General features: G+C 72.8%; 23 protein-coding genes and 1 pseudogene. 10 read left to right on the plus strand and 14 right to left on the minus strand.

Going from position 1 to position 26,359, the window contains the following annotated elements; translation table 11 throughout:
- Positions 1-12: 12 nt before the first annotated feature.
- Complete coding sequence (locus ACFVQG_RS25405; protein ID WP_383387636.1) at positions 13-432, minus strand: YciI family protein; 420 nt, start codon at positions 430-432, stop codon at positions 13-15.
- Between the two features lie 242 nt (positions 433-674).
- Positions 675-1,847: an acetyl-CoA acetyltransferase gene (locus ACFVQG_RS25410; RefSeq protein WP_383387638.1), complete on the minus strand. Its 1,173-nt coding sequence runs from the start codon at positions 1,845-1,847 to the stop codon at positions 675-677.
- A 103-nt stretch (positions 1,848-1,950) separates the two neighbouring features.
- Here ACFVQG_RS25410 and ACFVQG_RS25415 point away from each other — a divergent pair, with 103 nt between their 5' ends.
- Together ACFVQG_RS25415 and ACFVQG_RS25420 are read left to right on the plus strand one after the other, a co-directional pair.
- Complete coding sequence (locus tag ACFVQG_RS25415) at positions 1,951-3,132, plus strand: acyl-CoA dehydrogenase family protein (protein WP_383387640.1); 1,182 nt, start codon at positions 1,951-1,953, stop codon at positions 3,130-3,132.
- Positions 3,129-3,599, plus strand: coding sequence for a nitroreductase family deazaflavin-dependent oxidoreductase (locus tag ACFVQG_RS25420; RefSeq protein WP_383387643.1), 471 nt, complete (start codon positions 3,129-3,131; stop codon positions 3,597-3,599). Before ACFVQG_RS25415 ends, ACFVQG_RS25420 begins: the two co-directional genes overlap by 4 nt.
- 36 nt (positions 3,600-3,635) lie before the next feature.
- Here the strand turns inward: ACFVQG_RS25420 and ACFVQG_RS25425 are convergent, their stop codons facing one another.
- A complete protein-coding gene (locus ACFVQG_RS25425; RefSeq protein ID WP_383387645.1) occupies positions 3,636-4,283 on the minus strand; it encodes a TetR family transcriptional regulator in 648 nt (215 codons plus the stop codon).
- A 122-nt stretch (positions 4,284-4,405) separates the two neighbouring features.
- On the opposite strand from ACFVQG_RS25425, the gene ACFVQG_RS25430 reads away from it, so the two are divergent.
- The 3 genes from ACFVQG_RS25430 to ACFVQG_RS25440 all read left to right on the plus strand — a co-directional run bounded on the left by ACFVQG_RS25430 (position 4,406) and on the right by ACFVQG_RS25440 (position 8,498).
- On the plus strand, positions 4,406-5,152 hold the full coding sequence (locus ACFVQG_RS25430) for a VOC family protein (protein WP_383387647.1): 747 nt from the start codon (positions 4,406-4,408) through the stop codon (positions 5,150-5,152).
- A 155-nt stretch (positions 5,153-5,307) separates the two neighbouring features.
- On the plus strand, positions 5,308-7,725 hold the full coding sequence (locus ACFVQG_RS25435; RefSeq protein ID WP_383387649.1) for a PQQ-binding-like beta-propeller repeat protein: 2,418 nt from the start codon (positions 5,308-5,310) through the stop codon (positions 7,723-7,725).
- A gap of 257 nt (positions 7,726-7,982) precedes the next feature.
- A complete protein-coding gene (locus ACFVQG_RS25440) occupies positions 7,983-8,498 on the plus strand; it encodes a hypothetical protein (RefSeq protein WP_383387651.1) in 516 nt (171 codons plus the stop codon).
- Between the two features lies 1 nt (position 8,499).
- On the opposite strand, the gene ACFVQG_RS25445 is transcribed toward ACFVQG_RS25440, so the two are convergent.
- The 3 genes from ACFVQG_RS25445 to ACFVQG_RS25455 are packed head-to-tail and all read right to left on the minus strand — an operon-like array spanning position 8,500 to position 10,837.
- Positions 8,500-9,270, minus strand: a complete 771-nt coding sequence (locus ACFVQG_RS25445; protein ID WP_383387653.1) for an enoyl-CoA hydratase/isomerase family protein — start codon at positions 9,268-9,270, stop codon at positions 8,500-8,502.
- Complete coding sequence (locus ACFVQG_RS25450; RefSeq protein WP_383387655.1) at positions 9,267-9,686, minus strand: Zn-ribbon domain-containing OB-fold protein; 420 nt, start codon at positions 9,684-9,686, stop codon at positions 9,267-9,269. Before ACFVQG_RS25450 ends, ACFVQG_RS25445 begins: the two co-directional genes overlap by 4 nt.
- A gap of 2 nt (positions 9,687-9,688) precedes the next feature.
- On the minus strand, positions 9,689-10,837 hold the full coding sequence (locus tag ACFVQG_RS25455; protein ID WP_383387657.1) for a lipid-transfer protein: 1,149 nt from the start codon (positions 10,835-10,837) through the stop codon (positions 9,689-9,691).
- 97 nt (positions 10,838-10,934) lie between these two features.
- Between ACFVQG_RS25455 and ACFVQG_RS25460 the strand changes: the two genes are divergently transcribed.
- Complete coding sequence (locus ACFVQG_RS25460; protein ID WP_383387659.1) at positions 10,935-12,536, plus strand: FadD3 family acyl-CoA ligase; 1,602 nt, start codon at positions 10,935-10,937, stop codon at positions 12,534-12,536.
- A gap of 66 nt (positions 12,537-12,602) precedes the next feature.
- Here ACFVQG_RS25460 and ACFVQG_RS25465 read toward each other — a convergent pair whose 3' ends face one another.
- Positions 12,603-13,430: an endonuclease/exonuclease/phosphatase family protein gene (locus tag ACFVQG_RS25465; protein ID WP_383387661.1), complete on the minus strand. Its 828-nt coding sequence runs from the start codon at positions 13,428-13,430 to the stop codon at positions 12,603-12,605.
- A 94-nt stretch (positions 13,431-13,524) separates the two neighbouring features.
- On the opposite strand from ACFVQG_RS25465, the gene ACFVQG_RS25470 reads away from it, so the two are divergent.
- Positions 13,525-13,920, plus strand: coding sequence for a nitroreductase/quinone reductase family protein (locus tag ACFVQG_RS25470; protein WP_383387663.1), 396 nt, complete (start codon positions 13,525-13,527; stop codon positions 13,918-13,920).
- Positions 13,921-13,950: 30 nt separating this feature from the next.
- On the opposite strand, the gene ACFVQG_RS25475 is transcribed toward ACFVQG_RS25470, so the two are convergent.
- The 6 genes from ACFVQG_RS25475 to ACFVQG_RS25500 all read right to left on the minus strand — a co-directional run bounded on the left by ACFVQG_RS25475 (position 13,951) and on the right by ACFVQG_RS25500 (position 21,387).
- Entirely contained in the window at positions 13,951-15,399 is a 1,449-nt protein-coding gene (locus ACFVQG_RS25475; RefSeq protein WP_383387665.1) for an aldehyde dehydrogenase family protein, read from the minus strand.
- Positions 15,396-17,126: an amidohydrolase family protein gene (locus ACFVQG_RS25480; RefSeq protein ID WP_383387667.1), complete on the minus strand. Its 1,731-nt coding sequence runs from the start codon at positions 17,124-17,126 to the stop codon at positions 15,396-15,398. The genes ACFVQG_RS25475 and ACFVQG_RS25480 overlap by 4 nt, the downstream gene beginning before the upstream one ends.
- Before the next feature lie 94 nt (positions 17,127-17,220).
- Positions 17,221-18,339, minus strand: a complete 1,119-nt coding sequence (locus ACFVQG_RS25485) for an LLM class flavin-dependent oxidoreductase (RefSeq protein WP_383387669.1) — start codon at positions 18,337-18,339, stop codon at positions 17,221-17,223.
- 94 nt (positions 18,340-18,433) lie between these two features.
- Positions 18,434-19,204 (minus strand): SDR family NAD(P)-dependent oxidoreductase, encoded by a 771-nt coding sequence (locus ACFVQG_RS25490; protein ID WP_383387671.1) that lies wholly within the window; start codon positions 19,202-19,204, stop codon positions 18,434-18,436.
- A 9-nt stretch (positions 19,205-19,213) separates the two neighbouring features.
- Complete coding sequence (locus ACFVQG_RS25495; protein ID WP_383387673.1) at positions 19,214-20,149, minus strand: LLM class F420-dependent oxidoreductase; 936 nt, start codon at positions 20,147-20,149, stop codon at positions 19,214-19,216.
- Positions 20,146-21,387, minus strand: coding sequence for an amidohydrolase family protein (locus ACFVQG_RS25500; RefSeq protein ID WP_383387675.1), 1,242 nt, complete (start codon positions 21,385-21,387; stop codon positions 20,146-20,148). The genes ACFVQG_RS25495 and ACFVQG_RS25500 overlap by 4 nt, the downstream gene beginning before the upstream one ends.
- Before the next feature lie 183 nt (positions 21,388-21,570).
- Between ACFVQG_RS25500 and ACFVQG_RS25505 the strand changes: the two genes are divergently transcribed.
- A complete protein-coding gene (locus tag ACFVQG_RS25505; protein WP_383387677.1) occupies positions 21,571-24,564 on the plus strand; it encodes a BTAD domain-containing putative transcriptional regulator in 2,994 nt (997 codons plus the stop codon).
- Between the two features lie 218 nt (positions 24,565-24,782).
- Positions 24,783-24,971 (plus strand): hypothetical protein, encoded by a 189-nt coding sequence (locus ACFVQG_RS25510; RefSeq protein ID WP_383387679.1) that lies wholly within the window; start codon positions 24,783-24,785, stop codon positions 24,969-24,971.
- A gap of 67 nt (positions 24,972-25,038) precedes the next feature.
- On the opposite strand, the gene ACFVQG_RS25515 is transcribed toward ACFVQG_RS25510, so the two are convergent.
- On the minus strand, positions 25,039-25,452 hold the full coding sequence (locus ACFVQG_RS25515; RefSeq protein WP_383387681.1) for an ATP-binding protein: 414 nt from the start codon (positions 25,450-25,452) through the stop codon (positions 25,039-25,041).
- A gap of 117 nt (positions 25,453-25,569) precedes the next feature.
- Here ACFVQG_RS25515 and ACFVQG_RS25520 point away from each other — a divergent pair.
- Positions 25,570-26,287, plus strand: a pseudogene (locus ACFVQG_RS25520) (DUF5753 domain-containing protein).
- Positions 26,288-26,359: the final 72 nt, after the last annotated feature.

Consider the following 26,359-nt stretch of genomic DNA (forward strand, 5'->3'; position numbering starts at 1 on the left):
ACGCCCGAGGGGTCATTTGAACGCGCAGTCCGTGGTCGTGGAGGTCGCCGTCAGGAACGGGCGCACCTCCAGCCACTCGTAAATCGGCTTGCCGCCCGCACCCGGGGCGGCCGACAGCTCCCCGGCCAGCTCCACGGCGCGCTCCTCGCTGTCGACGTCGATCACCATCCAGCCCGCGATGACGTCCTTGGTCTCGGCGAACGGACCGTCGGTGACCGGCGGGCGCCCCACACCGTCGTACCGGACCCACATCCCCCCGGGCGCGAGCGCCTGACTGTCGACGAACTCGCCGGTGTTCTCCAACCGGGCCGCGAAGTCGTTCATGTACCGCACGTGCGCCGAGATCTCCTCCGGGGTCCACTGCTCCATGGGGACGTCGTTCGCCGCCGCCGGAGCGCCGCGGTAGTGCTTGAGCAGCAGGTACTTGGCCATGGTCGTACTCCTCGGTACTGGTGGGACCCATTGTGGTCGCGTTCACCCCGGGGACGGAGCCGGACGGCGGTTCTCGACATGCCCGCCCACGATTCTTCCGGCCGCCCGGTCGGCCCCCGTCACCCAGCCTCGGCCCCCGTCCCCCAGGCTCAGCGTGCCGTCACCCAGCCTCGGCCCCCGTCCCCCAGGCTCAGCGTGCCGTCACCCAGCCTCGGCCCCCGTCCCCCAGCCTCAGCGTCCCGTCACCCCGCCCCCAACACCACCGTCCCCGAGGAGCAGAACCATCCCCCCGTCCCCGAGGCCACCCCCATCCGCGGCACCCCGCCCCCCGCCGTCCGCACCTGCCGCTCCCCGGCCTCCCCGCGTAGCTGCCGTACCGCCTCCACCAGCAGAAACAGCCCCCGCATCCCGGGATGCTGGGCCGAAAGCCCGCCCCCGTCCGTGTTCACCGGCAGTTCCCCGCCGCGTACCAGCAGCCGCCCTTCCCCCACGAACGCCCCGCCCTCGCCCTTCCCGCAGAAGCCGAGGTCCTCCAGCGTCACCAGGGTCATGTAGGTGAACGCGTCGTAGATCTGCGCGAAGTCCATCTCCGCGGGCCGCACCCCGGCCCGGGCGAAGGCGAGCCGTCCGCTCACCGCGGCCGGGGACACCGTGAAGTCGGGCCAGGAGGAGAGCGCCGCGTGGGAGACGTGCTCACCGGTGCCGAGCACCCACACGGGGCGGGTACGGCAGTCCCGTACGTACTCCTCGGCCGCCAGCAGCACCGCCGCCCCGCCGTCGGAGCGCAGACAGCAGTGCAGCTTGGTGAAGGGGTCGGCGATCAGCGGGCCGGACAGGACGTCGTCGACCGTGATCGGGGTGCGGAACATCGCCTCGGGGTTCAGCGCGGCGTTCGCCCGTGCCTGCACCGCCACCCGAGCCAACTGCTCGGTGCTCGTGCCGTACTCGATCATGTGGCGGCGCGCGGCCATCGCGTACTTCGCGATCAGCGTGTGCCCGTACGGCACCTCGAACTGCGCCGGACCCCGCCCCCCGAAGTCGTACGTACCGCCGCGACGGCCCGCCTTCACGTCCGCGCGGGCGGTGGAGCCGTAGGCCAGCAGGACCACGTTCGCGTGCCCCGCGGCGATCGCGTCGGCCGCGTGGGCGGCCATGACCTCCCAGGTGGCGCCGCCGACCGAGGTGGAGTCGACCCAGGTGGGGCGCAGGCCAAGGTGGTCGGCGATCTCGACGGGGGCGAGGGTGCCGGTGCCCGCCGACCCGAGCCCGTCGACGAGCGAGCGGTCCAGGCCCGCGTCGGCGAGGGCACGGCGGGCGGCCTGGGCGTGCAGCGTGTACGGGGTGGCGTCGTCGACACGGCCGCAGTCGGAGAGTGCTGTCCCGACGACGGCGACCTTCCTCCGGGCGTGCGCCATGAAAACTGACGGTACATCAGATACGCGTCCGCCGCACTCTCGAAATCGCCGCCCACCGCGCCTAATATGACAGACCGTCAGATCATTCGAAGGCAGGCCAGCCATGGACGCCCAGCTCACCCCCGAGCAGCAGGACATCCGCCGCACCCTCCGCGAGCTGCTGCGCGAGCGGTGCTCGGCGAAGGACGTGCGGGCCGCCGTGGACGACCCCGCCGGATACGACCCCTCCCTCTGGGCCACCCTCGCCGAGGGCCTCGGTCTGCCCGGCCTCGCCCTGCCGGAGGCGTACGGCGGCGCCGGGTGTACGTCGACCGAGCTGGCCCTCGCCTGTGAGGAGACCGGCCGGGCGCTCGCCCCCTCGCCCCTGCTCGCCACCGGCGTCCTCGCCGCGCCCCTCGTCCACGCCCTCGGCACCGACGCCCAGCGCGCCGAGCTGTTGCCGCGCCTCGCCTCCGGGTCGCTCACCGCCGCCCTCGCCGTACCGGGCCACGCCCTGGCCACCGCCCTCGCCCTCACCGGCGACAACGACGGCACCGACTGGGCGGGCGGGGGACGCGCCGGGGGCGTACAGGCGCGGCGGGTGGACGGGGGCTGGCGGCTCTACGGGCAGGTCGACCAGGTGCTGGACGGGCACAGCGCCGGGCTGCTCGTCGTCGCCGCCCACACCGGCGGGTACGCCCGCTCGCGCGTCCTGCTGTTCCTGGTGGACGGGGGTGCGCCCGGGGTGGTCCGGGCACGGCGGACCGCGCTCGACGTGACCCGCCCCCAGGCCCGCGTCCAACTCCGGGACACGGCGGCCGAGATGCTCGGCGAGGAACCCGTGGCCACCCCTGGGACGCCCCTCGCCGCCGTCGGTGACTCCGCCGCCGCCGTCCTCGCCGCGGAGGCCGTGGGCGCCGCCGACCGGGTGCTGGAACTGACGGTCGAACACGTGCGGCAGCGTGAGCAGTTCGGGCGGCCGATCGGGTCCTTCCAGGCGGTCAAGCACCGGCTGGCCGACGTGTACGTACAGCTCCAGGCGGCGCGCTCGGCGGCGTACTACGCGGCCTGGGCGGGGGCCCACGGGGAGCGGATCGGCGGGCTCGCGCTGGCGCAGGCGCTCCAGGCGCTGCGCGCCGCCGCGGCCGAGGGCATCCAGTTGCACGGCGGGCTCGGCTTCACCTGGGAGCACGACGCGCACCTGTACTTCAAGCGGGCGGCCGGGGACGAGCTGCTGTTCGGCCCGGTGCACCGGCTGCGGGCGCATGCCGCCGACCGGGTGAGACTGTTCGAGGGGGCCGCGTGACGACCATCGCCCTACGGCTGGTGCAGCGGGTGTCCGCCACTCGGGGGTTCGCGCGCCTCGCGCCGTACGTCATTCCCGCCCTCGATCGCGGAGTCCACCGGCTTACCCGGGGAAAAGTGCTGCTCAGCGCGTTGCTGCTGCCGGGGGTCGTGCTCACCTCGACCGGGGCCAGGACCGGGCGGCCCCGTCGTACACCGCTTGCTTGCATGCCCTGGGAGGGCGGCTGGGTCCTCGTCGGCTCCAACTTCGGACGGCCCGGCCACCCCGCCTGGACCGCCAACCTCATCGCCCACCCGGACGCCGAGATCAGCCGACGGCGTGCGGACGTCCCGGTCACGGCCCGGCTGCTGACGGGGGAGGAGCGTGCGGCGGTCTGGGCGGCGGTGCTGGAGTTCTGGCCGCCGTACGCGGCGTACCAGGAGCGAGTGGAGCGGGAGATCCGGCTGTTCAGGCTGGTACGACGGTGATGCCGCGGGACAGGACAGGACGGATGGACCCTCCGGCTACTTCGTCGGCTTCTTGCCGGTGACCCCCAAATACACCAACAACGCCAGATTCGGCTTCAGTTCCGCCTGCTTGACGCCCCACGACGTGAACCCCTTCTGGTGCGAGGCCACGGCCGCCAGCATCGCGACGAGGGAACCGGCGATCGCCGCCGGGTTCACGTCCTTGTCGACCCTGCCCTTGGACTGCAACTCGGCGACCGCGTCCGCGAGGGAGTTGTTCACGGAGTTCAGGATCTTCATCCGCAGTTTGTAGAAGCGTTTGTCCCCCTCGGCGGCGCCGAGGTCCACGACGCGCAGGATGGCGTCGTTCTTCCGCCAGAACTCCAGGAAGGCGTCGACCAGTTCCTGCGCGGTCTGCCAGCCTGCCTTGCCGACCCAGCTGCGCCCCTGGACGACCTCGGTCAAACCGGCGCCCTCGGTGGCCATTTGCTCGGCGATCTCCAGGACGGCGCCCTCGACGTCCGGGAAGTACTGGTAGAAGGTCGCGGGCGAAGTCCCCGCCTTGCGGGCGACGTCGATGACTTTGACGTCGCGGTACGGAGAGGAGCTGAGCATCTCGCTGAGGCAGTCGAGCAGCTTCTGCCGCGTCGCCTGCCCACGCCGACCGGCCACGCGGCCGTCGACGGTACGCACTTGTCCTGTCATGCCGTCAGCTTACCGAGGGGTGATCTGAGCGCGATTCGGCCGAGTGCAAATGGGGTGCACCGGGGATCGACGGGTGGTGCGCCTGGTGGGCGGGGTGCGCGCAGGGCCGTTACGTTGACAGCATGGCCGAAAACAGGGCATCTGCCGCCGACGAGGCGAACCCGGGTGGGTACCCGGAGGGCGTCCCCTGCTGGGTGGACGCGCAGCTCGCCGACGTCGAGGCGGGCAAGCGGTTCTACGGTGGGCTTTTCGGGTGGTCCTTCGAGGCGTCGTACGGCGGCACGGTGTGGGCGTATGCCGAGGGGGAGCCGGTGGCCGCGCTCGCCCAGAAGACGGACGGCAGGCTGCCCACCGTATGGACGGTGTACTTCGCGACGCCCGACGCCGGTGCCCTGACCCGGCGGATCCACGCCGCGGGCGGGCAGGTCGTCACGCACCCGATGCCGCTCGGCGGCCTGGGCACCGCCGCCCTCGCCACCGACCCCGAGGGCGCCGTCTTCGGCCTCTGGCAGCCGGGCAGCCACGAGGGCTTCGGCCGCCGCCACCAACCCGGCACCTTCGCGTGGGCGGAGCTGTACGCCCGCGACACCGCCGCCGCCAACACCTTCTACGGCGGCCTCTTCCATGACGCCCTGTTCGGCCAGGACGCCGAGCCCGACTTCGGCCGCGCGCCGCTGACCGACGTCTTCCCCGCCGAGATGCCGCCGCACTTCCTGGTCCACTTCCGGGTGGCGGACTGCGCGGCGGCACTGGCGGACGTGGTGCGGCTCGGGGGGCGGGTGCAGGCTGACCCCTTCGTCACCTCGTATGGGACCGTTGGCGTGGCGAGTGACGACCAGGGGGCGTCGTTCGCGGTGCTGGAGCGATGAGCTGCCACCGTATGGTGCTGTCTGGGTGAGACACCCCATTTGTCACCGGGTTCGCAACCTGCGCCCCGGACAGGAAGAATCGGGGTGCGTGCCGCCATGGCGGTGCGGTGGTGAGACGCTGCACAGGGCGGCTCGTACGGGGAGGTGGCAGGCAAGTGGTGGATCAGCTGACGCAGCACGATCCGCGGCGGATCGGGCCGTTCGAGGTGCTGGGACGGCTCGGCGCCGGCGGCATGGGGCTGGTCTATCTCGCGCGCTCGGCGTCCGGGCGGCGCGTGGCGATCAAGACGGTCCGCACCGAGCTGGCCGAGGACCAGCTGTTCCGCGTCCGCTTCACCCGCGAGGTGGAGGCGGCCCGCGCGGTCTCCGGCTTCTACACGGCGGCCGTCGTCGACGCCGACCCGCGCGCGGCGGTCCCGTGGCTGGCCACCGCGTACGTCCCCGCGCCCTCCCTGGAAGAGATAGTGAACGACTGCGGGCCGCTGCCCGCCCAGGCGGTGCGCTGGCTGGCGGCGGGCGTCGCCGAGGCGCTCCAGTCGATCCACGGCGCCGGACTGGTCCACCGCGACCTCAAGCCGTCCAACGTCCTCGTCGTCGAGGACGGCCCCCGGGTGATCGACTTCGGTATCGCCTCCGGTGTCTCCAACACCCGGCTGACGATGACGAACGTCGCCGTCGGCACCCCCGCCTACATGTCGCCCGAGCAGGCCAAGGACTCCCGCAGCGTGACGGGCGCCTCCGACGTCTTCTCACTCGGCTCCACCCTCGTCTTCGCCGCCACCGGACACCCGCCCTTCCACGGCGCCAACCCGGTCGAGACGGTCTTCATGCTGCTGCGCGAGGGCCCGGACCTGGAGGGCCTCCCGGACGAGCTGCGCCCGCTGATCGAGTCCTGTATGCAGATGGAGGCCGGGGCCCGCCCCACCCCGGCCGACCTCCAGGCCCAGCTCGCACCCCACCTCTTCGGCTCCGGCTCCGACGACAGCGGTACGGCGTCGGCGTGGCTGCCCGAGAAGGCGGTCGGCCTGATCGAGTCCCGCCGCGGCGGACGCCCACCCGCGCCCAAGCCCGCCCACAACCACGGTCACGGCCACGGCGGAGGCCGCAGCGGCGGCGGTCGCCCGCACGTCCCGCCCCCGCCCCGGCACGACCCGCCCATCCCCGCGCCGCCCCCCGCCCCACCGGTCACCGCACCCCCCGTCCCCGCCCCGGTCGGCGCCCCCGACGGCGGCCCGGTCCGGCTGGCCGGGGCCCGCGTGCCCATCGGCCCCGGACCGCGCGTCGCCGACGTCCGCGCCACCGCCGTCACGGCACCCCCGGCCGAGACGGGCCTGGCCGCCTCCTGGTCCAAGCCGCGCCCCGGCGTCAACGGCGCCGACCCCGCCGTACCCGCCACCGCCACCGCCACCGCCCCGGCGCCCACGCCCGGCCACGACCCGGCGGCGACCGGCTGGCGCCCCTGGCGGTTCCGCATGTCCAACGACGTCTGGGGCACCCCGGCCGTCGCCGACGACCTCGTCTACGTCACCTCCTTCGAGGTGCACGCCCTGGACGTGGCGACCGGCCGCCGCCGCTTCAAGACCCGCGACGTGGCCTGGTCGATGGCGGTCGCGGACGGCCGTATCCACGCCTCCGACGGACCCACCCTGTTCGCCCTGGACGCCCGCGAGGGCACCGACCTGTGGCGGCTGTCCACGGACGCCTGGGTGTACACCCTCAAGGCCGAGCGGGGCACCGTCCTCACCGGCACCCGCGGCGGCGGTGTGCAGGCCTGGGAGGCCTCCAGCGGGCAGAAGCTGTGGGAGGTCACCGGCTGCCAGACCGACTTCGAGTCCCCGGAGGCCGGACCCGCCCTGCACGACGGCACGGTCTACGTCTGGCAGGACGCCCGGCTGCGCGCCCTGGACGCCCGCACCGGCGACGAGCGTTGGTCCTACCCGATCGGCGACGCCGCCTCCTGCGGCGGAGTGCCGGTCCGGGTCACCCACGCCCCCGACGGCTACGTCTACGTCTGCGCGGGCACCCGCGTCATCGCCGCCGACGTCGCCACCGGCCACGTCCGCTGGCACTTCGAGGCCCCCGCGGTCTTCCTCAGCCCGCCCACCTTCGTGTCCGGCCCCGCGGTCACCGGCGGCGGCGTCTACCTCGCCGACTACCTCGGCACCGTCTACGCCCTCGACGCCACCGACGGCCGCGACCGCTGGCGCATCGCCACCGAGTCCCGCGCCGCCACCGACCCGGTGCTGGTCGCCGCGGGCCACGTCCACGTCGGCAGCGGCACCGGCCTCTACACCCTGGACGCGGTCACGGGCACGCCCAAGTGGCGCTTCCAGGCGGGCGGCGACATCGTCGGCACGCCCGCGGTGGCCGAGGGCCGCATCCACTTCGGCTCCACCGACCACCTCCTCTACACCCTCAAGGCCGACGACGGCCGCCTGCGCTGGAAGCTCGCCACCGGCGGCGAGATCACCGGCGCCCCGGTGGTGAAGGACGGCATCGTGTACGCGTGCAGCAAGGACCGCTGCGTGTACGCGCTGGACGCGGAGAAGGGCACGGGGACGGCGCGCGGCTGACCGGTCGCGGGACGGCCGGTGCACCGGTGCGCTGAACAGCCGTTGCACCGGGGCGCTGAACAGCCGTTGCACCGGGGCGCTGAACAGCCGTCGTACCGCGGCGCTGAACAGCCGTCGTACCGGGGCGCGGGACGGCCGTCGTACCGGCGTACGGAAGGGGCCCAGACGGCGGCCGTCCTCCCTGACGCTACGCCGGGTACGGGCCGGTCGCCATGCGGTGACATGCCCGTGACAGACCGCTGGCTAGGGTGTGGGCCATGCAGATTCGGGGGAGCGCACTCAGGCTCACAGCGGTGTCGGCGTTGGTGGTCCTCACACTGACGGGGTTCTCGACGGGCCGCAGCAGCGGCGGCAGCGGCGGAGGCGACGGCGGGGGCGGCTGCAGCAGCTCCGGCCAGGACCACGACAGCTCGTCGTCGGGTGGCAAGCACGACGACGACGATGACGACTTCGACGTCAGCGGCGCGGACGCCGGAAGCGGCGGCGACACCGCGACGCTCAAGGCCGCGACCGTGGAACTGGTGACCTGCGCGACGCCGGAACAGCCGTACGCGACCGTCGAGGTCACCAACCCCAACGCCACCGACGGCGTCTTCACCGTCAGCGTCACCTTCGAGGACGCGGCGAACTCCGGGATCATCTCCCAGCACCAGGCCATCGACGTACCCGCGCTCGACACGGTCACCGTGCGGGTGGACCTGGGCAGCGCGGAGGCGGAGGCGGCCGACGTCGACCACTGCGAGGCCGACCAACTGGCCCCGGCGGTCGCCTGACCTAGCGCGTACGGAACCGCGGGCGCCGGGCGGCGAACAGCGCCGCCTGCCGCTCGCCCGGCACGTTCCCCAGCGCGATGAGCTGCGGCGCCTGCGCGAACTGCGCCGCCAGCGCCGCCTCCCGCCCCGCCCACAGCGCCCTCACGGTGCCCTGCACGGCCTCGGTGGGATACCCGGCGATCACGGCGGCCCGCTCGACGGCGGTGTCCAAGTCCCGCCCGGCCGCGCTGACTTCGGACACCAGCCCGATCTCCAGGGCCCGCCCCGCCCCGATCCGCTCGGCGTTCCCCATGAGCGCCATCCGGGCGGCCTCCCCGTACGGCATCCGCGCCGCCATCAGCATCGACTCGTACGCGCTGACCATCCCGTAGGTGGTGTGCGGGTCGAAGAACTCGGCGCTGGGATCGGCGACGACGAACTCGGCCTCCCCGAGCAGATAGAAGGCCCCACCACAGGCGATCCCCCGCACGGCGGCGACGACGGGCTTCCACAGCCCGTTCGCCTTCGGCCCGATCCCGAGCAGCGGATCGTCGACCATGTACGGCGACGAGGGCTGCGGCACGACCACGTCCCGGTCGATCCCGGAACAGAACGCCCGCTCTCCCGCCCCCGTGAGGACGACGACGCGCACGGTGTCGTCGTACCGGAAGTCCCGCCAGGCGGCGGCGAGTTCGGAAGCGGTGGACAGGTCGATCGCGTTGAGCCGCTCGGCCCGGTCAAGGGTGAGAACGGCGACCCCGGACCCCTTGTCGACGCCGACCCGCACACTCACGACGCCCGCTCCGGCACCCACTGCATCAGCCCGCCCTCGGGAAACACGGCCCGCACCCGCGCCCCGATGCGCACCCGCCCGGACGGCGGCGACCCGATCGGCGCCCCGGGCGCGCCGACGAGGTTGCCGACGAGCCGTATCCGGGGCGCGTCCTCCAACTCCACGACGACGACGATGTACGGCGCCAGCTCCGCGTACTCGGGAAGGAGCGGCGGATGCGGAACGGCATACGACCACACACGCCCGTACCCGCTCACGGCCCGCCACTCACCGCGGAAGGACTGGCAGTGGGGACAGCAGGGCCGCGGCGGAAAGCGCGGTTCACGGCAGTCGGCGCAGGCCTGGACGCGCAGCTCGCCCTGGGCGGCGTACCGCCAGAAGGGGGCGCCGTCGGGGTCGGTGACGGGCTTCAGCATGGTCAGCTCCTCAGCAGCAGCGCGGAGGTCGGGACGCCCTCACCCGCGGTGACGAGGCAGGTGGCGGCGCCCGGGACCTGGGCGGTGCTGGTGCCGCGGAGTTGCTTGACGCCCTCGTTGATGAGGTTGAACCCGTGGACGTAGGCCTCACTGAGCCCGCCGCCACCGGTGTTGATGGGCAGCCGCCCGCCGATCTCCATCGCCCCGCCCTCGGTGAACGCCCCGCCCTCGCCGCGCCCGCAGAACCCGTAGCCCTCCAGGGAGAGCAGGACGAGCGGGGTGAAGGCGTCGTAGATCTGGGCGACGTCCACGTCCTGCGGGGCGAGGTCGGCGTGCTTCCACAGATGCCGGGCGGCGGTCCAGGCGGGGCCGGTGAGGGGGTCGTCGTTCCAGTAGTTGACCATGCCGTGGTGCTGGGCGGGCAGCCCCTGGGCGGCGGAGTGCACATAGACGGGCCGCCGTCGGCAGTCGCGGGCGCGCTCACGCGACACGACGACACAGGCCAGGGCGCCGTCCGTCTCCAGGCAGTTGTCGAAGAGGCAGAGGGGCTCGCTGATCCATCGGGAGGTCATGTACATCTCCCGGGTGAGGGGGCGCTCGTACATGATCGCGGCGGGGTTCTGGTTGGCCCGGTTCCGGCAGGCGAGGGCGACGTTGAAGAGGTGATCGCGGGTGGCGCCGTACTCGTGCAGGTAGCGGCGTGCGAGAACGGCGATCTCGTCGACGGGCCGGAGCAGCCCGAAGGGGCGGGTCCACTGGGCCGGGGTGGGCAGTTGGACGCTGGTATCCGTCCAGGGCCGGGGCCCGCTGCCCCGCTTCCGCGACCGCCAGGCGACCCCGACGGTGGCCTGCCCGCTGGCGATGGCGGCGGCGAGATGAGCGACGGTGGCACAGGACCCGCCACCCCCGTAGGGAATCCGCCCGAAGAAGGTGAGGTCCCCGAGCCCGACCGCCTTCGCCAGCTCGACCTCGTCCGTCTCCTCCATGGTGTACGAGGCCAGGGCGTCGACCTCGCCGGGCGCGATCCCGGCGTCATCGAGCGCGGCGAGGACCGCACGGCAGGCGAGGGTGCGTTCGTCGTCGTCGAGGCGTCTGGCGAAGGGGGTCTGCCCGATGCCGACGATGGCGGTGGCGTCTTTGAGACCGGCCATCCTGGTGCACCTCCAGGCCTGCGGACCACTGCTGACAGGCCGTCAGATTACAACTAATCTGACGGTCAGTCAGCTATGCGGGAGGAGGTCGGTCGCCGTGCGCGCAGACGAGAGGTGGGGCGGGGACGGGAGCACCATCCCGGCGTTGGTCCGGACGGCCACCGAACGGTACGCGGACACCGAGGCGGTGGTGGACGGCCGCACCCGCGTCACCTACGCCGAACTGGGCGCCCGGGTGGAACGCGCGGCGGCGGCCTGCATGGCGAGCGGGGTGCGCCCGGGCGACCGGGTCGCCGTCTGGGCACCGAACTCCCTGGACTGGATGGTCGCGGCGCTGGGCGCGGTGACCGCGGGCGCGGTCCTGGTCCCCCTGAACACCCGCTTCAAGGGCACGGAGGCGGCGGACGTGCTGGGCAGGAGCGGGGCGAGGCTGCTGTTCGTCACGGGAACGTTCCTGGGCACGTCATACGTGGCCTCGCTACGCCGCGCGGCAGCGTCGTCACCGGAGGGCCTCCCGTCCCTGCGCAAGGTGGTGGTCCTCTCGGACGACGCCCCGCCCGACTACCAGACCTGGAAGGACTTCCTGGCGAGCGGGGAGGGGGTAGGGACGGCGGAGGTCCGCGCACGCGCGGCGGACTTGCCGGGTGATGCCTTGTCGGACGTCACCTTCACCTCCGGCACGACGGGCCGCCCCAAGGGCGCGATGACCACCCACGCCCAGACCCTGCGCGCGTACGACATCTGGTGCGGCCTGGCGGGCCTGCGCCAGGCCGACCGCTACTTGATCGTGAACCCCTTCTTCCACACCTTCGGCTACAAGGCGGGCGTGCTGGCCTGCCTGATGCGCGGCGCGACGATGATCCCCCAGCCGGTGTTCAACGTCGACACGGTCCTGGCGAACATCGCCGCGGAGCACGTCACCGTCCTCCCCGGCCCACCCACCCTCCTCCAGTCCCTCCTGGACCACCCGGCGAGGACGGCACACGACCTCTCCTCACTACGCCTGATGGTCACGGGCGCGGCGGTGGTCCCCCTCCGCCTGGTGGAACGCCTCCGCGCCGAGCTGGGCGTCTCGACCGTCCTCACGGCCTACGGCCTCTCCGAAGCGACCGGCATCGTCACCATGTGCCGCCAGGGCGACGCCCCTTCGGTCATCGCCGCCACGTCGGGCCGACCGATCCCCGGCACGGAAGTGAAGGTGGTGAACCCGCAGGGCGCCGCGCTGGCCCCCGGCGAACGCGGCGAGATCCTGGTCCGCGGCTTCAACGTCATGCGCGGCTACTACGAGGACCAGCAGGCCACCGCCGAGGTCCTGACCCCGGACGGCTGGCTGCACACCGGCGACGTCGGCGTCCTGGACCCGACGGGCAACCTGCGGATCACCGACCGCATCAAGGACATGTACATCGTCGGCGGCTTCAACGCCTACCCCGCGGAGATCGAGCAGATCCTGTGCCTGCACCCGGACGTGACCGAGGCCGCGGTGACCGGCACCCCCGACCGGCGGCTGGGGGAGGTCGGCAAGGCCTACGTCGTGCGCCGCGCGGGGTCGACACTCACGGGGGACGACCTGATCGCCTGGGCACGACGGGAGATGGCCAACTACAAGGTGCCGCGGGCGGTGGAGTTCGTGCGGGCACTACCGCGAAACGCCAGCGGGAAGGTCGTGAAGGGGGAGCTGCGGGGGTGGCGGGGTTAGACGGCGGGCCGCGCTTGCGGAGTTGCCGGGCCCGGCGTTTGGCAGGGGCTTCCCGGAACCCTTGGGTCAGGCCAGCTCACCCCCCGCTAGGTCCGCCACCACCGCCGCGTGGTCCGACGGCCACACCCCCTCCACAGGGCCGTGGCAGGCGCGTTGAATGGTGCGGACGTGGCCGAGGCCGTTGGGGCCGGGTGGGGCGACGTGGATGTAGTCGATGCGGGCGGGTGGGCTGTGGGTCGCGGCGACGTAGGGGTTGGTGGGGTCCCAGGTGGCGGACGGGGTGTCCGGGGCTGCGTATTCCCAGGCGTCGATGAAGACCTGGCCGGGGGTGGTGGGGGCGGTCTTGTAGCCGCCGAAGGCCCGGATCTCGTCGGAGTCGGGCCAGGCGTTGAAGTCGCCGGTGACGACCGGGGGGAAGGCCGTGTCCGATCGATGCTGGGACACGAAGGTCGCCAGGGCCTCCACCTGGGCCTGCCGTACCGCCGAGGCGTGCACCAGCGATGTCAGGTGGGCCGTGAAGAAGGGGATGTCGGCGCCCGGCGCCGCCAGGCGGGCGTGGAGCGCGAGGCGGCCGTCGTCGAGGTCGGGTGGGGTGGGGAGGGGCAGGACGGCCCGGTCGACGACCGGCCAGCGGCTCAGGACGGCGTTGCCGACGTCCACCGGTGCGCCCCCGATCCGCCGCTGCCACCGCTCGGGCCGACCGGACGGGGCCCACGTCCAGTGCATGCCGAGTTCGCCGGCCAGCCACTCGGCGAGGTTCTCACCGCCCGCCGCCCACACCTCCTGGAGGCCGACCACATCGGGCCGTGCCTCTCGCAGGGCTCCCAGGATGGCCTTCTGTCGTGCCTCCCAGGGCCCGAACCGCCACCACAGGTTCCAGGTCATCACCCGCACCGCAGCCACCTGCTTCCCTCAGCGTGCGCCGGGGACCATTGAAGCAACATCGACCGCCACTTGGCTCACCAGGACGACAGGAGCACCCGCGCCCATGACCCGCCTCGCCGACCTCCGCTTCCGCGCCGCCACCACCTTCCAGCGCCACGTCGCCAACCCCCTCACGCGCCGCCTGCCCGGCCACACCCTCCTGGAGACCACCGGCCGCGTCTCCGGGCTGCCCCGCCGCACGCCGGTGGGTGGGCGGCGGGTCGGTGATTCCTTCTGGTTGGTCGCGGAGTTCGGGGAGCGGGCCCAGTACGTGCGGAACATCAAGGCCGATCCCCGCGTGCGGGTCCGGCTGCGCGGGCGGTGGCACACCGGGACCGCCCGTCTGCTGCCTGACGACGACCCCGTGGCGCGGATGCGGAGCCTGCCGAAGCTCAACAGCGCGGCCGTGCGGGCCTTGGGGACGCAGTTGCTGACGGTGCGTGTGGATCTGGACGGCTGAGGACCCAGCCCCCAGTCAGCCACGTCGCGGCTAACCCGCCCACACGATCGCCTGTGTCTCGCTGTACGCGTGCAGCGCCCACGCACCCACGTCCCGCCCCACGCCACTGCGCCTGAAGCCCCCGAACGGCGCCTCCATGTTGCGGCCCACGGTGTTCACGCCGACCCCGCCCGCCCGCAGCTGTCGCGCCACCCGGAAGGCGCGGGCCACGTCGCCCGACCAGACGTAGTCGACGAGGCCGTAGTCCGTGTCGTTGGCGAGGGCGACGGCCTCCTCCTCTTCCTCGAAGGGGAGGACGGTCACGACCGGGCCGAAGATCTCCTCGCGGGCCACCCGCATGTCGTTGGTGCAGTCGGCGAGGAGGGTGGGGGTGACGTAGTAGCCGTGGTCCAGCGGGGGGCGTTCGCCGCCCGTGACCACTACCGCGCCCTCCTTCCGGCCGAGTGCGACGTACGACTCCACGCGGTCGCGGTGGGCGGCCGAGATCAGCGGGCCGACGACCGTACCGGGCGCCGCCGGGTCGCCCACCGGCAGGCGTGCCGCGTACCGCGCCAACCGGGAGACCACCGCGTCGTACACCCCCCGCTGCGCCAGCACCCGCGTCGGCGCCGTGCAGATCTGCCCGCTGTAGAAGGAGAAGGTCGTCCCGATGCCGGACACCGCCGAGCCGAGGTCCGCGTCGTCGAAGACGACCGCGGCGCCCTTGCCGCCCAGCTCCATCAACTGGCGCTTCATGTGCCGCCCGCACACCTCGGCGATACGGCACCCGACCGCCGTGGAGCCGGTGAAGCTGACCATGTCGACGTCCCCGGATTCGACGGCCGCCTCACCGACCGCCACCGAGCGTCCGGAGACCACGTTCACGACACCCGGCGGCAGCCCGGCCGCCTCCAGCGCCTCCGCCATCCGGTAGACGGACAGCGGGTCCTGCGGGGCGGGCTTCACGACCACCGTGTTGCCCATGGCCAGCGCGGGCGCGATCTTGCCCGCCGGGTTGGCCCAGGGGTTGTTGTAGGACGTGACGCAGGTGACGACGCCGACCGGCTGGCGCACGGCCAGCGCGCCCAGCACGCTCGCCGGTCCCATCGGGCCCGCCGGGTTGATCTGCGGCGGAATCGCGGTCTCCGTCTCCTCCACCCGCGCGTACCGCCGGAAGCGGGCCGCCGCCACGCCCACCTGCATCGCCCGTGCCGTCGCCGTGGTCGCGCCGGTCTCCGCGCGGGCCAGGTCGGCGTACGGGGCCAGCCGCTCCCGCACGATCGCCGCGGTACGGGCCAGGATCGCCGCCCGCTCCTGCGGCGCCGTACGCGACCACGGCCCGAACGCCTCGCGGGCCGCGGCGCAGGCGGCGTACACCTGTGCGCGGGAGGCCTCCGGGGCCGCGCCGACGGGCCGCTCGGTCGCGGGGTCGACGACGTCGTAGTGGCCGCCGTCCGGCTCGACCCACGCCCCGCCGACGAAGAGACGGGCGGCGGTCACCTGGTGCTCACCGTCCGCGTGTCCCGGCCCGAGCGCAGCACCCGGCCCGGCACCTTCCCGGTCACCGTGTCCTCGCGGATCGTCTCGACCCCGTTGACCCAGACGGCCCGTACGCCGAGCGCCTTGGAGTCGAGCCGGGGGCTGTCGCCGGGCAGGTCGTGGACGAGCGTCGCGGGAGCGGCGTCGACGCGGTCCGGGTCGAGGAGGACGAGGTCCGCGTGCCAGCCCTGCCTGATCCGCCCGCGCTCGCGCAGCCCGAACAGCCGCGCCGGGTCGTCCGTCAGCATCCGCACGGCCTCCTCCAGGCCGACGAGTCTCCGGCCGCGCAGACAGTCGCCGAGGAAGCGGGTGGTGTACGGCGCCCCGCACATGCGGTCCAGGTGGGCGCCCGCGTCGGAGCCGCCGAGCAGGACGTCCTCGTGCCGCCAGGTCTCGGCGCGCAGCGCCCAGGACGCCGGGTCGTTGTCGGTCGGCATCGGCCACAGGACCGTACGCAGGTCGTCGGCCGCGCAGATCCCCACCAGGCAGGCGAAGGGGTCCTGGTCGCGTTCGGCCGCGATGTCCCGGACGACGCGGCCGGTCAGCCCGGCGTTTGCCGCGCTGTAGGTGTCGCCGATGACGTACCGCCCGAAGTCCGTCAGACGGCGGAAGACCCCGGCCTCCCTGCTCGCGGCCCGGCGCAGCATCCCCGCGCGCACGGCGGGGTCACGGAGCCGCGCGATCCGCTCGGGGACGGGCAGCCCGAGGATCTCCCCCCACCCGGGGATCAGGTTGAGGGCGCAGAAGGTCCCCAGGGACATGTTCATCGGCGTGAGGATGGGCATGGTCAGCGCCACCACGCGCCCGCCCGCCTTCCGCGCCCGCTCGCTCGCCAGGAGCTGCCGGGGCACGCGTTCCGGGACGGCGGCGTCGACGGTGAGCACGTTCCAGTTCAGGGGCCGCCCGGCGGTCGCGCTCAGCTCCGCCAGCAGTTCGATCTCGGCGTCACTGAACTGGTCGAGGCAGCCCGCGACGATCGCCTCGATCTGCGTCCCCTCGTGCTGCCCCACCGCCCGCGCGAGAGCGAGGAGTTCGGCGGGACGCGCGTGCCGGGAGGCCACCGGCTGCCCGTCGCCGTCGGAGTGCGTGCTGGACTGCGTGGTCGAGAACCCCCACGCCCCCGCGTCCATGGCCTCGTGCAGCAGCCCCACCATCCGCGCGAGCTGCTCCTCGCCCGGCTGCCCCCCGACCGCCTCCGGCCCCATCACATACCGTCGCAGCGCGCAGTGCCCCACCATGAACCCGGCGTTGACGGCGATCCGCCCCTCCAACGCGTCCAGGTACTCCCCGAAGCCGTGCCAGTCCCAGGGCGCCCCCTGCTCCAGCGCCACCAGCGCCATCCCCTCGACCTTGGACATCATCCGGCGCGTGTAGTCGGCGTCGGCGGGACGGGAGGGGTTGAGCGGCGCGAGCGTGAACCCGCAGTTCCCGGCGGCGACCGTGGTCACGCCGTGGTTGAGGGAGGGGGTGGCGTACGGGTCCCAGAACAGCTGGGCGTCGTAGTGGGTGTGCGGGTCGACGAAGCCGGGCGCCAGGATGAGTCCATCGGCCTCCTCCCGGGTGCGCGCGGCCCCGGTGATCCGCCCGACGGCGGCGATACGACCGTCACGCAGGCCGACGTCGGCGGTGTACGAGGGGGCGCCGGTCCCGTCGACGACGGTGGCGCCTGTGAGCACGTGATCGAGCATGAGGTGCACCTCCTGGCGTGCGGTCGGACTTCCCACCCAGGGGCGCGGGGAACTGCGCGACCAACCACACACGACCCGCACCCGCCAACGACGCTCAGGCTCCCTCCCGGAACCGCGTAGTCCGATGCACGGGATCCGTATCGATCTTCGGAATCACGTGCTCCCCGATCAGCCGGATCGTCCGCAGCGTCTCCTCCTTCGGCACGCCCACCGGCAGCCCGAAGCTGATCTGATCGGCCCCGGCCTGCTCCCACCGCTCGCACTGCCGCAGTACCTCGTCGGGATCCCCGCAGATCAGCAGCTCCTCCTCGATGAGGATCTCGACGAACTCCGCGGTGTACTCGGGCAGCGTCTCGGGCCACACGGGGAAGCCCTCGGGGCGGGGGAAGGTGTCGTGGTACCGGAAGACGAGGGACGGCAGGTAGTGCAGCCCGCCCCGCACGGCGGTCTCCACGGCCTCCGCGTGCGTGGGCGCGCAGATCGCCGTCGTCGTCACCATCACGTTGTCGTTGACGAAGTCCCCCACCGGCTCGGCGTCCACGATCGCCGTCTTGTACTGCTCCAGCACCCACTCCATGTCGGAGACCTTCTGCACGCTGAAGCCGAGCACCCCGAGCCCCTTCCTCGCCGCCATGGCGTACGACGGCGGCGACCCGGCGGCGTACCACAGGGCGGGGTGGGACTTCCCGTACGGCTTGGGCAGCACCTTCCTGGGGGGCAGCGACCAGTGCTTGCCCTGGAAGCCCTCGTACTCGTCCTGGAGCCACATCTTGGGGAACTCGGCGATCGTCTCCTCCCAGATCTCCTTGGTGTGGTTCATGTCGGTGATGCCGGGGAGGAACCCGAGGATCTCGTGGCTGCCCGCGCCGCGCCCGCTGCCGAACTCGAAGCGGTTGCCGGTGAGGTGGTCGAGCATGGCGACCTTCTCGGCGACCTTGACGGGGTGGTTCACCTGGGCGAGGGGGTTGAAGATGCCGGAGCCGAGGTGGATGCGGTCGGTGGCGTGGGCCAGGTAGCCCAGGAAGACGTCGTTGGCGGAGAGGTGGGAGTACTCCTCCAGGAAGTGGTGCTCGGACGCCCACGCGTACTTGAATCCGGACCGGTCCGCCTCGATGACGTACTCGGTCTCCTCCATCAGCGCCTTGTGCTCGGCGAGCGGGTCGCCCTGGGCGCGCCTGCCGACGTATCCCTGTACGAAAAGCCCGAATTCCAAGGCGGTTCACCGTCCCCGGTACGAAGTTTCTGATGGATCGTCAGATCGCTGACTGTGGCACCGTACGCGTGGCGGGTCAAGAGCTGACGGACAGTCAGATAACCGAGACCCCGGCCAGCCAGCCACCGTCGATCACGAACGGCTGTCCCGTGATGTACGACGAGTCGTCCGAGGTCAGGAACAGCGCCAGCCGCGCCACCTCCTCCGGCCGCCCGATCCGCCCCAGCGGCACGAGCTTGCGGTAGAGGTCGTCGAGGGCCCGGGACATCTCCGCCGCGTCCGCCGCCGGGCCCAGCTGCGCCGGGTTGGACATGGCGGTGTCGATCGCGCCCGGGCACACGGCGTTGACCCGGATCCCCCGGGGCGCCAGCTCCAGCGCGGCCACCCGGGTCAGGCCCAGGACGGCGTGCTTGCTCGCCGCGTACGCGCCCACGGCGGCCATCCCGGTCACCCCGGTGTAGGAGGCGGTGTTCACGATCGTGCCGCCGTCCGCCAGTTCGGGGGTGGTCGTCCTGATCCCGAGGAAGCAGCCGACCTGGTTGACCCGGACCACCTGCATGAAGTCCTCGAGGGGCGTGTCCACGAGCGTGCCGAAGCGCAGGACGCCCGCGTTGTTGACGAGCCCGTCGATACGGCCGTACGCGTCCCTGGCCCGCCGTACCGCCGCCCGCCAGTCGTCCTCGTCGGCCACGTCCAGGTGGACGTAGAGCGCCCCGATCTCCTCGGCGAGGGCCTTCCCCTGGTCGTCGAGCACATCGGTGACGACGACCTCCGCGCCCTCCGCCCGGAACAGCCGGGCCTCCTGCTCGCCCTGTCCGCGCGCCGCGCCGGTGACGATGACGACACGGCCGTCCAGCTTGCCCATGGGGCCTCCTCAGGCAGTCCTGTCCTGGAGCGACGGCGCCACGTCCGCGCCGAACGCCTCCATCTGGTCGGTCAGTTCGGCGCGGCTCCGGCTGCGGAACCGCACCTGGATCTGGTGCACGCCCATCGCCCGGTACGCGCGCAGCGACTCGGCGAGGGCGGCCGGGGCGCCGGTGAGGGTGCGGCGGCCGACGTCCCAGGCGGGTTCGCCGACGTAGAGCGGCTCGGTGAGGGCGCCGACGGTCAGCGGAGCCGTGACGCCCGCCTCCTGCCGTAGCCGGGTGAGCCGGGCGATCTGGTCCGGCAGCCGGTCCCGTGGGTCGCCCTGCGGGAGCCAGCCGTCGCCCTTGAGCGCGGCCCGGCGCACGGCGGCGGGCGAGGAGCCGCCGACCCAGAGGGGGACGCGGGGCTGGGCGGGGCGGGGGAGCTGGCCCAGGCCCTCGAAGTCGTACAGCTTGCCGTGGTGCTCGGGGAACTCCTCCGGTCCGAGGGCGGCCCGCAGCGCGTCGATCGTCTCGTCCAGGACGGCACCGCGCCGCCGGAAGTCCACGCCCAGCGCCTCGAACTCCTCGCGGACGTGCCCGGCGCCCACCCCGAGGACCAGGCGTCCGCCGGAGAGGTGGTCGAGGGTGGCGTACTGCTTGGCCGTGAGGAGGGGGTGGCGCAGGCCGACGACGGCGACGTGACTGAGCAGGCGGACGCGTTCCGTGACGGCGGCCAGGTGGGCGAGGGTGGCGACGGGGTCGTACCAGACCGTGCTCATCGCGGGCGCGAGGCGGCGCGGTACGGCGACATGGTCGCAGCTCGCGAGGTACGCGAACCCGGCGCGGTCGGCGGCGCGGGCGACCGCGACCAGGTCGGCGGGGCCCGCGGTGGCCTCCCAGGGCTCGGCGAAGAGGGTGCTCTGGGCCTGGACGGGCAGCTGGATGCCGTAGTCCAGGCTCACGGCGACCAGAGCCCCTCGGGAGTGAGCTGGAGCAGCTCGATGGCGTTGCCCCGCACGATCCGCTCGACGACCTCCGCGTCCAGGTGCCCCGTCTGCGCCTCGCCGACCTGGCGGGACTCCGGCCAGGTGGAGTCGGAGTGCGGGTAGTCGGTCTCGTAGAGGACGTTGCCGACGCCGATCGCGTCCAGGTTCCTGAGCCCGAAGGCGTCGTCGAAGAAGCAGCCGTGGACGTGCTCGGCGAACAGTTCGGAGGGCGGCCGGTGCACCTTGTCGGCGACCCCGCCCCAGCCCCGGTTCTCCTCCCAGACGACGTCCGCCCGCTCCAGGATGTAGGGGATCCAGCCGATCTGCCCCTCCGCGTACATCACCTTCAGCCGGGGGAAGCGTTCGAACTTGCCGCTCATCAGCCAGTCGACCATCGAGAAGCAGCAGTTGGCGAAGGTGATCGTCGACCCGACGGCGGGCGGCGCGTCGGCGGAGGTGGAGGGCATGCGGCTGCTGGAGCCGATGTGCATGGCGATGACCGTGCCGGTCTCGTCGCAGGCGGCGAGGAACGGGTCCCAGTCGTCGGTGTGCACGGACGGGAGCCCGAGGTGCGGGGGTATCTCGGAGAAGGCGACGGCGCGGACGCCGCGGGCGGCGTTGCGGCGGACCTCGGCCGCGGCCAGTCCGGCGTCCCAGAGGGGGATGAGGGTGAGCGGGATGAGACGGCCGTGGGCGTCCGGCCCGCACCACTCCTCCACCATCCAGTCGTTGTAGGCGCGCACGCAGAGCAGGGCGAGGTCGTGGTCGGCGGCCTCGGTGAAGGTCTGCCCGCAGAAGCGCGGGAAGGTGGGGAAGCAGACGGCGGACTGGACGTGGTTGACGTCCATGTCGGCGAGGCGGGCGGGGACGTCGTAGGAGCCGGGCCGCATCCGCTCGTAGGTGATGATCTCCAGCTTGACCTCGTCCCTGCTGTAGCCGACGGCGGTGTCCAGGCGGGTGAGGGGGCGGTGCAGGTCCTCGTAGACCCACCAGTCGCCGATCGGGCCGTCGCTGCCGCCGGGGGTGCCCATGACGGGCTTGAAGCGACCGCCGAGGAAGGTCATCTCCTTGAGCGGGGCGCGGACGGTGCGGGGGCCGGTGTCCCGGTACTTCTTCGGGAGCCGGTCCTGCCAGACGTGCGGGGGCTCCACGGTGTGGTCGTCGACCGAGATGATCAGCGGGAACGCGGTGTCCGGGGTCTCTGGGGTGTCCATGCTGGCACGGTAGCGCGCATCTGACGGTCCGTCAGCTCGCGCGAATACACCTCCGCATGGGCGGGAAGGGTGTGGACCTTGTGAACCCCGCCCCCCACCCTGTGATCGCTGTCTCCCCCGGCTGACGCATCCGCCTCGCACAAGGCAAACTGACCTAGTTGCTAGGGATGTCAGGGGGACGACATGGACGGTGTACCGCGCATGCCGGACGTATCGCGCGTACCGGATGTGCCGCGCGTACCGGAGCAGCGGCGTCCGGAGTCTGCGGGGGAGCCGCCCGCCAACCTGAGCTTCAGCGTGCTCGGCCCGGTGCGCGCCCGGCGCGGCGAGGAGACGCTGGCCACGGGCTCCCCCCAGCAACGCGCCCTGCTGGCCGCGCTCCTCCTGCGCGAGGGCCGTACCGCCACCGCGGCGGAACTGATCGACGCCGTGTGGGGGGAGGACCCGCCCTCGCAGGCGCTGGCGGCCCTGCGCACCTACGCCTCCCGGCTGCGGAAGGTCCTCGGCGCCGGGGTGCTGGTCAGCGAGTCGGGCGGGTACGCCGTGCGGGGACTGGCCGCGGGGGCGCTGGACCTGACCCGGGCCCAGGACCTCGCGGCGGAGGCGGAGAAGGCGCGGGGCGCCGGGGACCTGTGCCACGCCCGCGACCTGCTGGGCAGCGCGCTGGCCCGCTGGGACGGGGAGGCGCTGGCAGGCGTACCGGGCCCGTACGCGGAGGCCCAGCGGGTACGCCTGGAGGAATGGCGCCTCCAGCTGCTGGAGTCCCGCCTGGACATGGACCTCGAACAGGGCTGCCACGCGGAGGCGGTCTCCGAACTGACCGCCCTGACGGCGGCCCACCCCCTGCGGGAGCGCCTGCGGGAACTGCTCATGCTCGCCCTCTACCGCAGCGGGCGCCAGGCGGAGGCGCTGGCGGTGTACGCCGACACCCGCCGCCTGCTCGCGGAGGAACTGGGCGTGGACCCCCGCCCGGGCCTGCGCGACCTCCAGCAGCGCATCCTCCAGGCGGACCCCGGCCTGGCCGAGCCCTCCGCCCCGGTCGCCGAGCCACCCGCCACCCCCGTCCGCCCCGCCCAGCTCCCCGCCTCCGTCCCCGACTTCACGGGCCGCGCGTCCTTCGTGGCCGAGCTGGGCGAGGTGCTGGCGTCGGCGGAGGGCCGGGTGATGGCCGTATCGGCGGTGGCGGGCATCGGCGGCGTCGGCAAGACGACGCTGGCGGTCCACGTGGCCCATGCGGCACGCCCCGCCTTCCCGGACGGACAGCTCTACGTCGACCTCCAGGGCGCGGGCCCACGGGCGGCGGAACCGGTGACGGTGCTCGGCGCCTTCCTGCGCGCCCTGGGTACGGCGGACTCGGCGATCCCCGAGTCCCTGGAGGAACGCGCGGCGCTGTACCGCTCGGTCCTGTCCGGCCGCCGGGTGCTGGTCCTGCTGGACAACGCCCGCGACGCCGCACAGGTACGTCCCCTGCTCCCGGGGACGGAGGGGTGCGCGGCCCTGGTGACGTCGCGGGTGCGGATGGTCGACCTGGCGGGCGCGCACCTGGTCGACCTGGACGTGATGTCCCCGGAGGAGGCGCTGGCCCTCTTCACGAAGATCGTCGGCGAGGAGCGGGTCGCGTCGGAACGCAAGGCCGCCCTGGATGTCGTAGCGGCCTGCGGCTTCCTCCCCCTGGCCATCCGCATCGCCGCCTCCCGCCTCGCCGCCCGCCGCACCTGGACGGTCTCCGTCCTGGCGGCGAAGCTGGCGGACGAGCGCCGCCGCCTGGACGAGCTGCAGGCGGGCGACCTGGCCGTCAAGGCCACCTTCGAACTCGGCTACGGCGCCCTGGACGCCGCCCAGGCGCGCGCCTTCCGCCTGCTGGGCCTGGCGGACGGCCCGGACATCTCCCTCTCCGCCGCGGCGGCGGTCCTCGACCTCCCGCCCGACGACACGGAGGACGTCCTGGAGTCCCTGGTCGACACCTCCCTCCTCGAGTCCGCCGCCCCCGGCCGCTACCGCTTCCACGACCTCGTACGCCTCTACGCCCGCGCCTGCGCGGAACGCGACGAGCAGCCGCCGGGGGAGCGGGAGGCGGCGTTGTCGCGGTTGCTGGACTTCTGTCTGGCGACGGCCGCACGGGTGTACGCGATCGAGCGGCCGGGGGACCGGCTGGTGGACCACCTGGAGGCCACCGCCCATCCGGGGCTGGACTTCACCGACCGCAAGGCCGCCCGGGACTGGCTCTACACCGAGGCCAACTGCCTGCTGGCCCTGGTCCAGCAGTCCGCGGACCGCACTGGTTCCCTCCGCCGGGCCATCGACCTGCTCTGGGCCGCGCTCGACATCTCCGAGTCCGGCGCCAACTCCCGGGAGTACGAGGCCACCGCCAGGGCGCTGTTGCGGTCCGCTCAGCGGCTGGGCGTACCGGGCACGGAGGCCCGCGCACGGATGACGCTGGCCCACGCGCACGTGGACGGCGGCCGGTTCGACCAGGCCGATCAGGAGGCCGAGAAGGTCATCCGGCTCGCGCACGAGGCCGACGACCTCCTCCCGGTCTGCTGGGCCCGCAACGCCCGCGGCATCATCGCCCTCTACCAGAACCGCAACGCCGACGGTGAGGAACACCTCTCCGAGGCCATCCAGCACTTCCGCACCCTCGGTGACCGCCCCGGCGAGGCCAGCGCCCTCTGCAACCTCTCCCGCATCCACCTCGCGACCGGCCTCACCCAGAGCGCCGTCACACTCGCCCAGCAGGGCATGGAGATCTACGACGCCATGGGCAACTCCATGCGCGGGGCCAACGGCCGCTACGCGCTGGGCATGGCGCTGACGCAGAGCGGTGAGCTGAACGCCGCCGCCGAGCGACTGCTGGAGGCGCTGGAGGTCTTCCGCGAGAGCCGCCAACGGCTCTGGGAGGGCATGACGTTGTTCCGTCTCGCCGAGGTGGACATCGCCGGGCACCGCTACGCCCAGGCCGCGGGCAACGCCGAGATGGCCCTCACCGTGCTCCGGGGCATCGGCGGCGAGTGGCGGCGCGGCAACGTCCTCACCGTCCTGGGCCACGCGCTCACCGGCATCGGCCAGCTGGGCCGGGCACAGGTGTGCTGGCGCGAAGCCCTGCATATCTACGAGGAGCTGGACGCGTCCGAGGCCGCGGCCGTCCGCGAACTCCTGCGCCCGGTGGAGGCGGCCTGAGGCCCGTTCGGGGCGTTCATCATTCGTTTATCGCGGTCAGCCATGCTCATTGCAGTCGATCCGTCGCGTCGGGGGGCAGACGGGTCGCCAGGGCAGGGCTCGCACTGACGAACTAGTGTGAGCGCCCGGAACGGGCCCGTCCGGCCACACACACTCGGGGGAGTGTCCGGACGGGCCCTGCCGACCTACTGACGTACACACCAAGTGGAGCAGAGCCCATGAGCGACAAGTCGGTCACCAAGCCGCAGGACATGCACGCCACCGGCACGACGGACACCGAGGCGTCCACCGACGACGTCCAGGCCACCGACGGCGACGCCACCACCGAGGACATGCACGCCACCACCGAGCCCATCACCACCAAGGACATGCACGCCACGTCGGAGCCCTTCAAGCCGACGAAGTAACCACCCCACCGGGGGATCGGCCGCGGCGGCGCGGAGGGGGAGCCGCCGCGGCCGACGTGTGTGTTCCTCAGCCCACCACCTCACACCACACCGTCTTCTCCGCCACCCCTTGCTCCACGCCCCACCGCGACGCCACCGCGTCGAGCAGAGCCAGCCCACGCCCGGACTCGTCCTCGTCGCCCACCCGACGGAGGACCGGAAGCGATTGCGGCTCGGGGTCGGTGACCTCGACGCGGATACGGCGCTCAGCCCAGGCCCCCGCCTCCCGGACCCGCACCGACACCCGGACCGGGCTCCCCTCTCCCACATGTCGAATGACGTTGCCGACCAGCTCGGTGACACACAGCTCGGCGTCGGCACACGGCCCACCCAGATACCGCCGCACGTCGCACCGCAGTCCGGGCAACACCTTCGGCCACGCGACCAGTTCGAGCAGCAGGGGGGCCGTCGGCACCTGCCTCGGGCGGGAGGTCGGTTTCATGGACGTAACCCTTTCCTGTGCTCTCTGTGATGAACCAGTCACACAGTGGCGTCGCGCCCCCTACCGTGGAAGCGGTTCGGATTGCGCAGCGCAACAGAAAAGTGGCGGTGGTCAGTTGTGCCTCCCCGCAAGGACGTCAACGCGTCGGCGAATGTCCCTTCCTTCTACGGCGCCGAGTTGCGCTACCGCAGAGAGCTGGCCGGGCTGACGCTGGAGCAGTTGGCCGAGGGCAGCTTCCGGGGCAGGGCATGCGGAGTACTTCGCGGATGTGGCGGAGATGGAGAAGGGCGCGGAGACGATCGAGGACTGGGCACCGATGCTGGTGCCGGGTCTGCTTCAGACCAAGACGTATGCGGAGGGTGTCGTCCGCACGTCACTGCCCTGGCTGTCTGACGAGACGGTGAACCTCCAGGTAGGGGCCCGTCTGAAGCGGGCGGACATCTGGACCGAGGACGAACGCCCGTCCTTCTGGGCGATCCTGCATGAGTCCCTGCTCCGCAAGCCGCTCCTCCCGCCGGAGGAGATGGCGGCCCAACTGGAGCACATCGCACGGGTCATCCGAGCAACGCAGGGCGTTCTGCAGGTCCTCCCGGAAACCGCCCACGCCCACCCCTTCATGATGGGCATGACGAGGGTGATGACCTTCCCGGACGCACCGCCCGTGGTCTACACGGAGGGCCTGCACAACGGCCAACTCATCGACTTTCCGCCCCTCGTGAAGACCTACCGCAGGTCGTACGATCTGCTCAGGGCGGCGGCACTCCCACCGTAGGCGTCCCTGTCCCTCATCGACCAAGCGGCAGAGGACTACCGACATGGCAAGCACAGAAGCTGACCTGAGCACCGTCCGCTGGTACGGGAGCAGCTACAGCAACGGTAGCGGCGGGGAGTGCGTGGAGGTCGCCCA

Origin of the sequence: Streptomyces sp. NPDC057877, from assembly GCF_042796855.1 — a bacterium.
Lineage (GTDB): Bacteria > Actinomycetota > Actinomycetes > Streptomycetales > Streptomycetaceae > Streptomyces.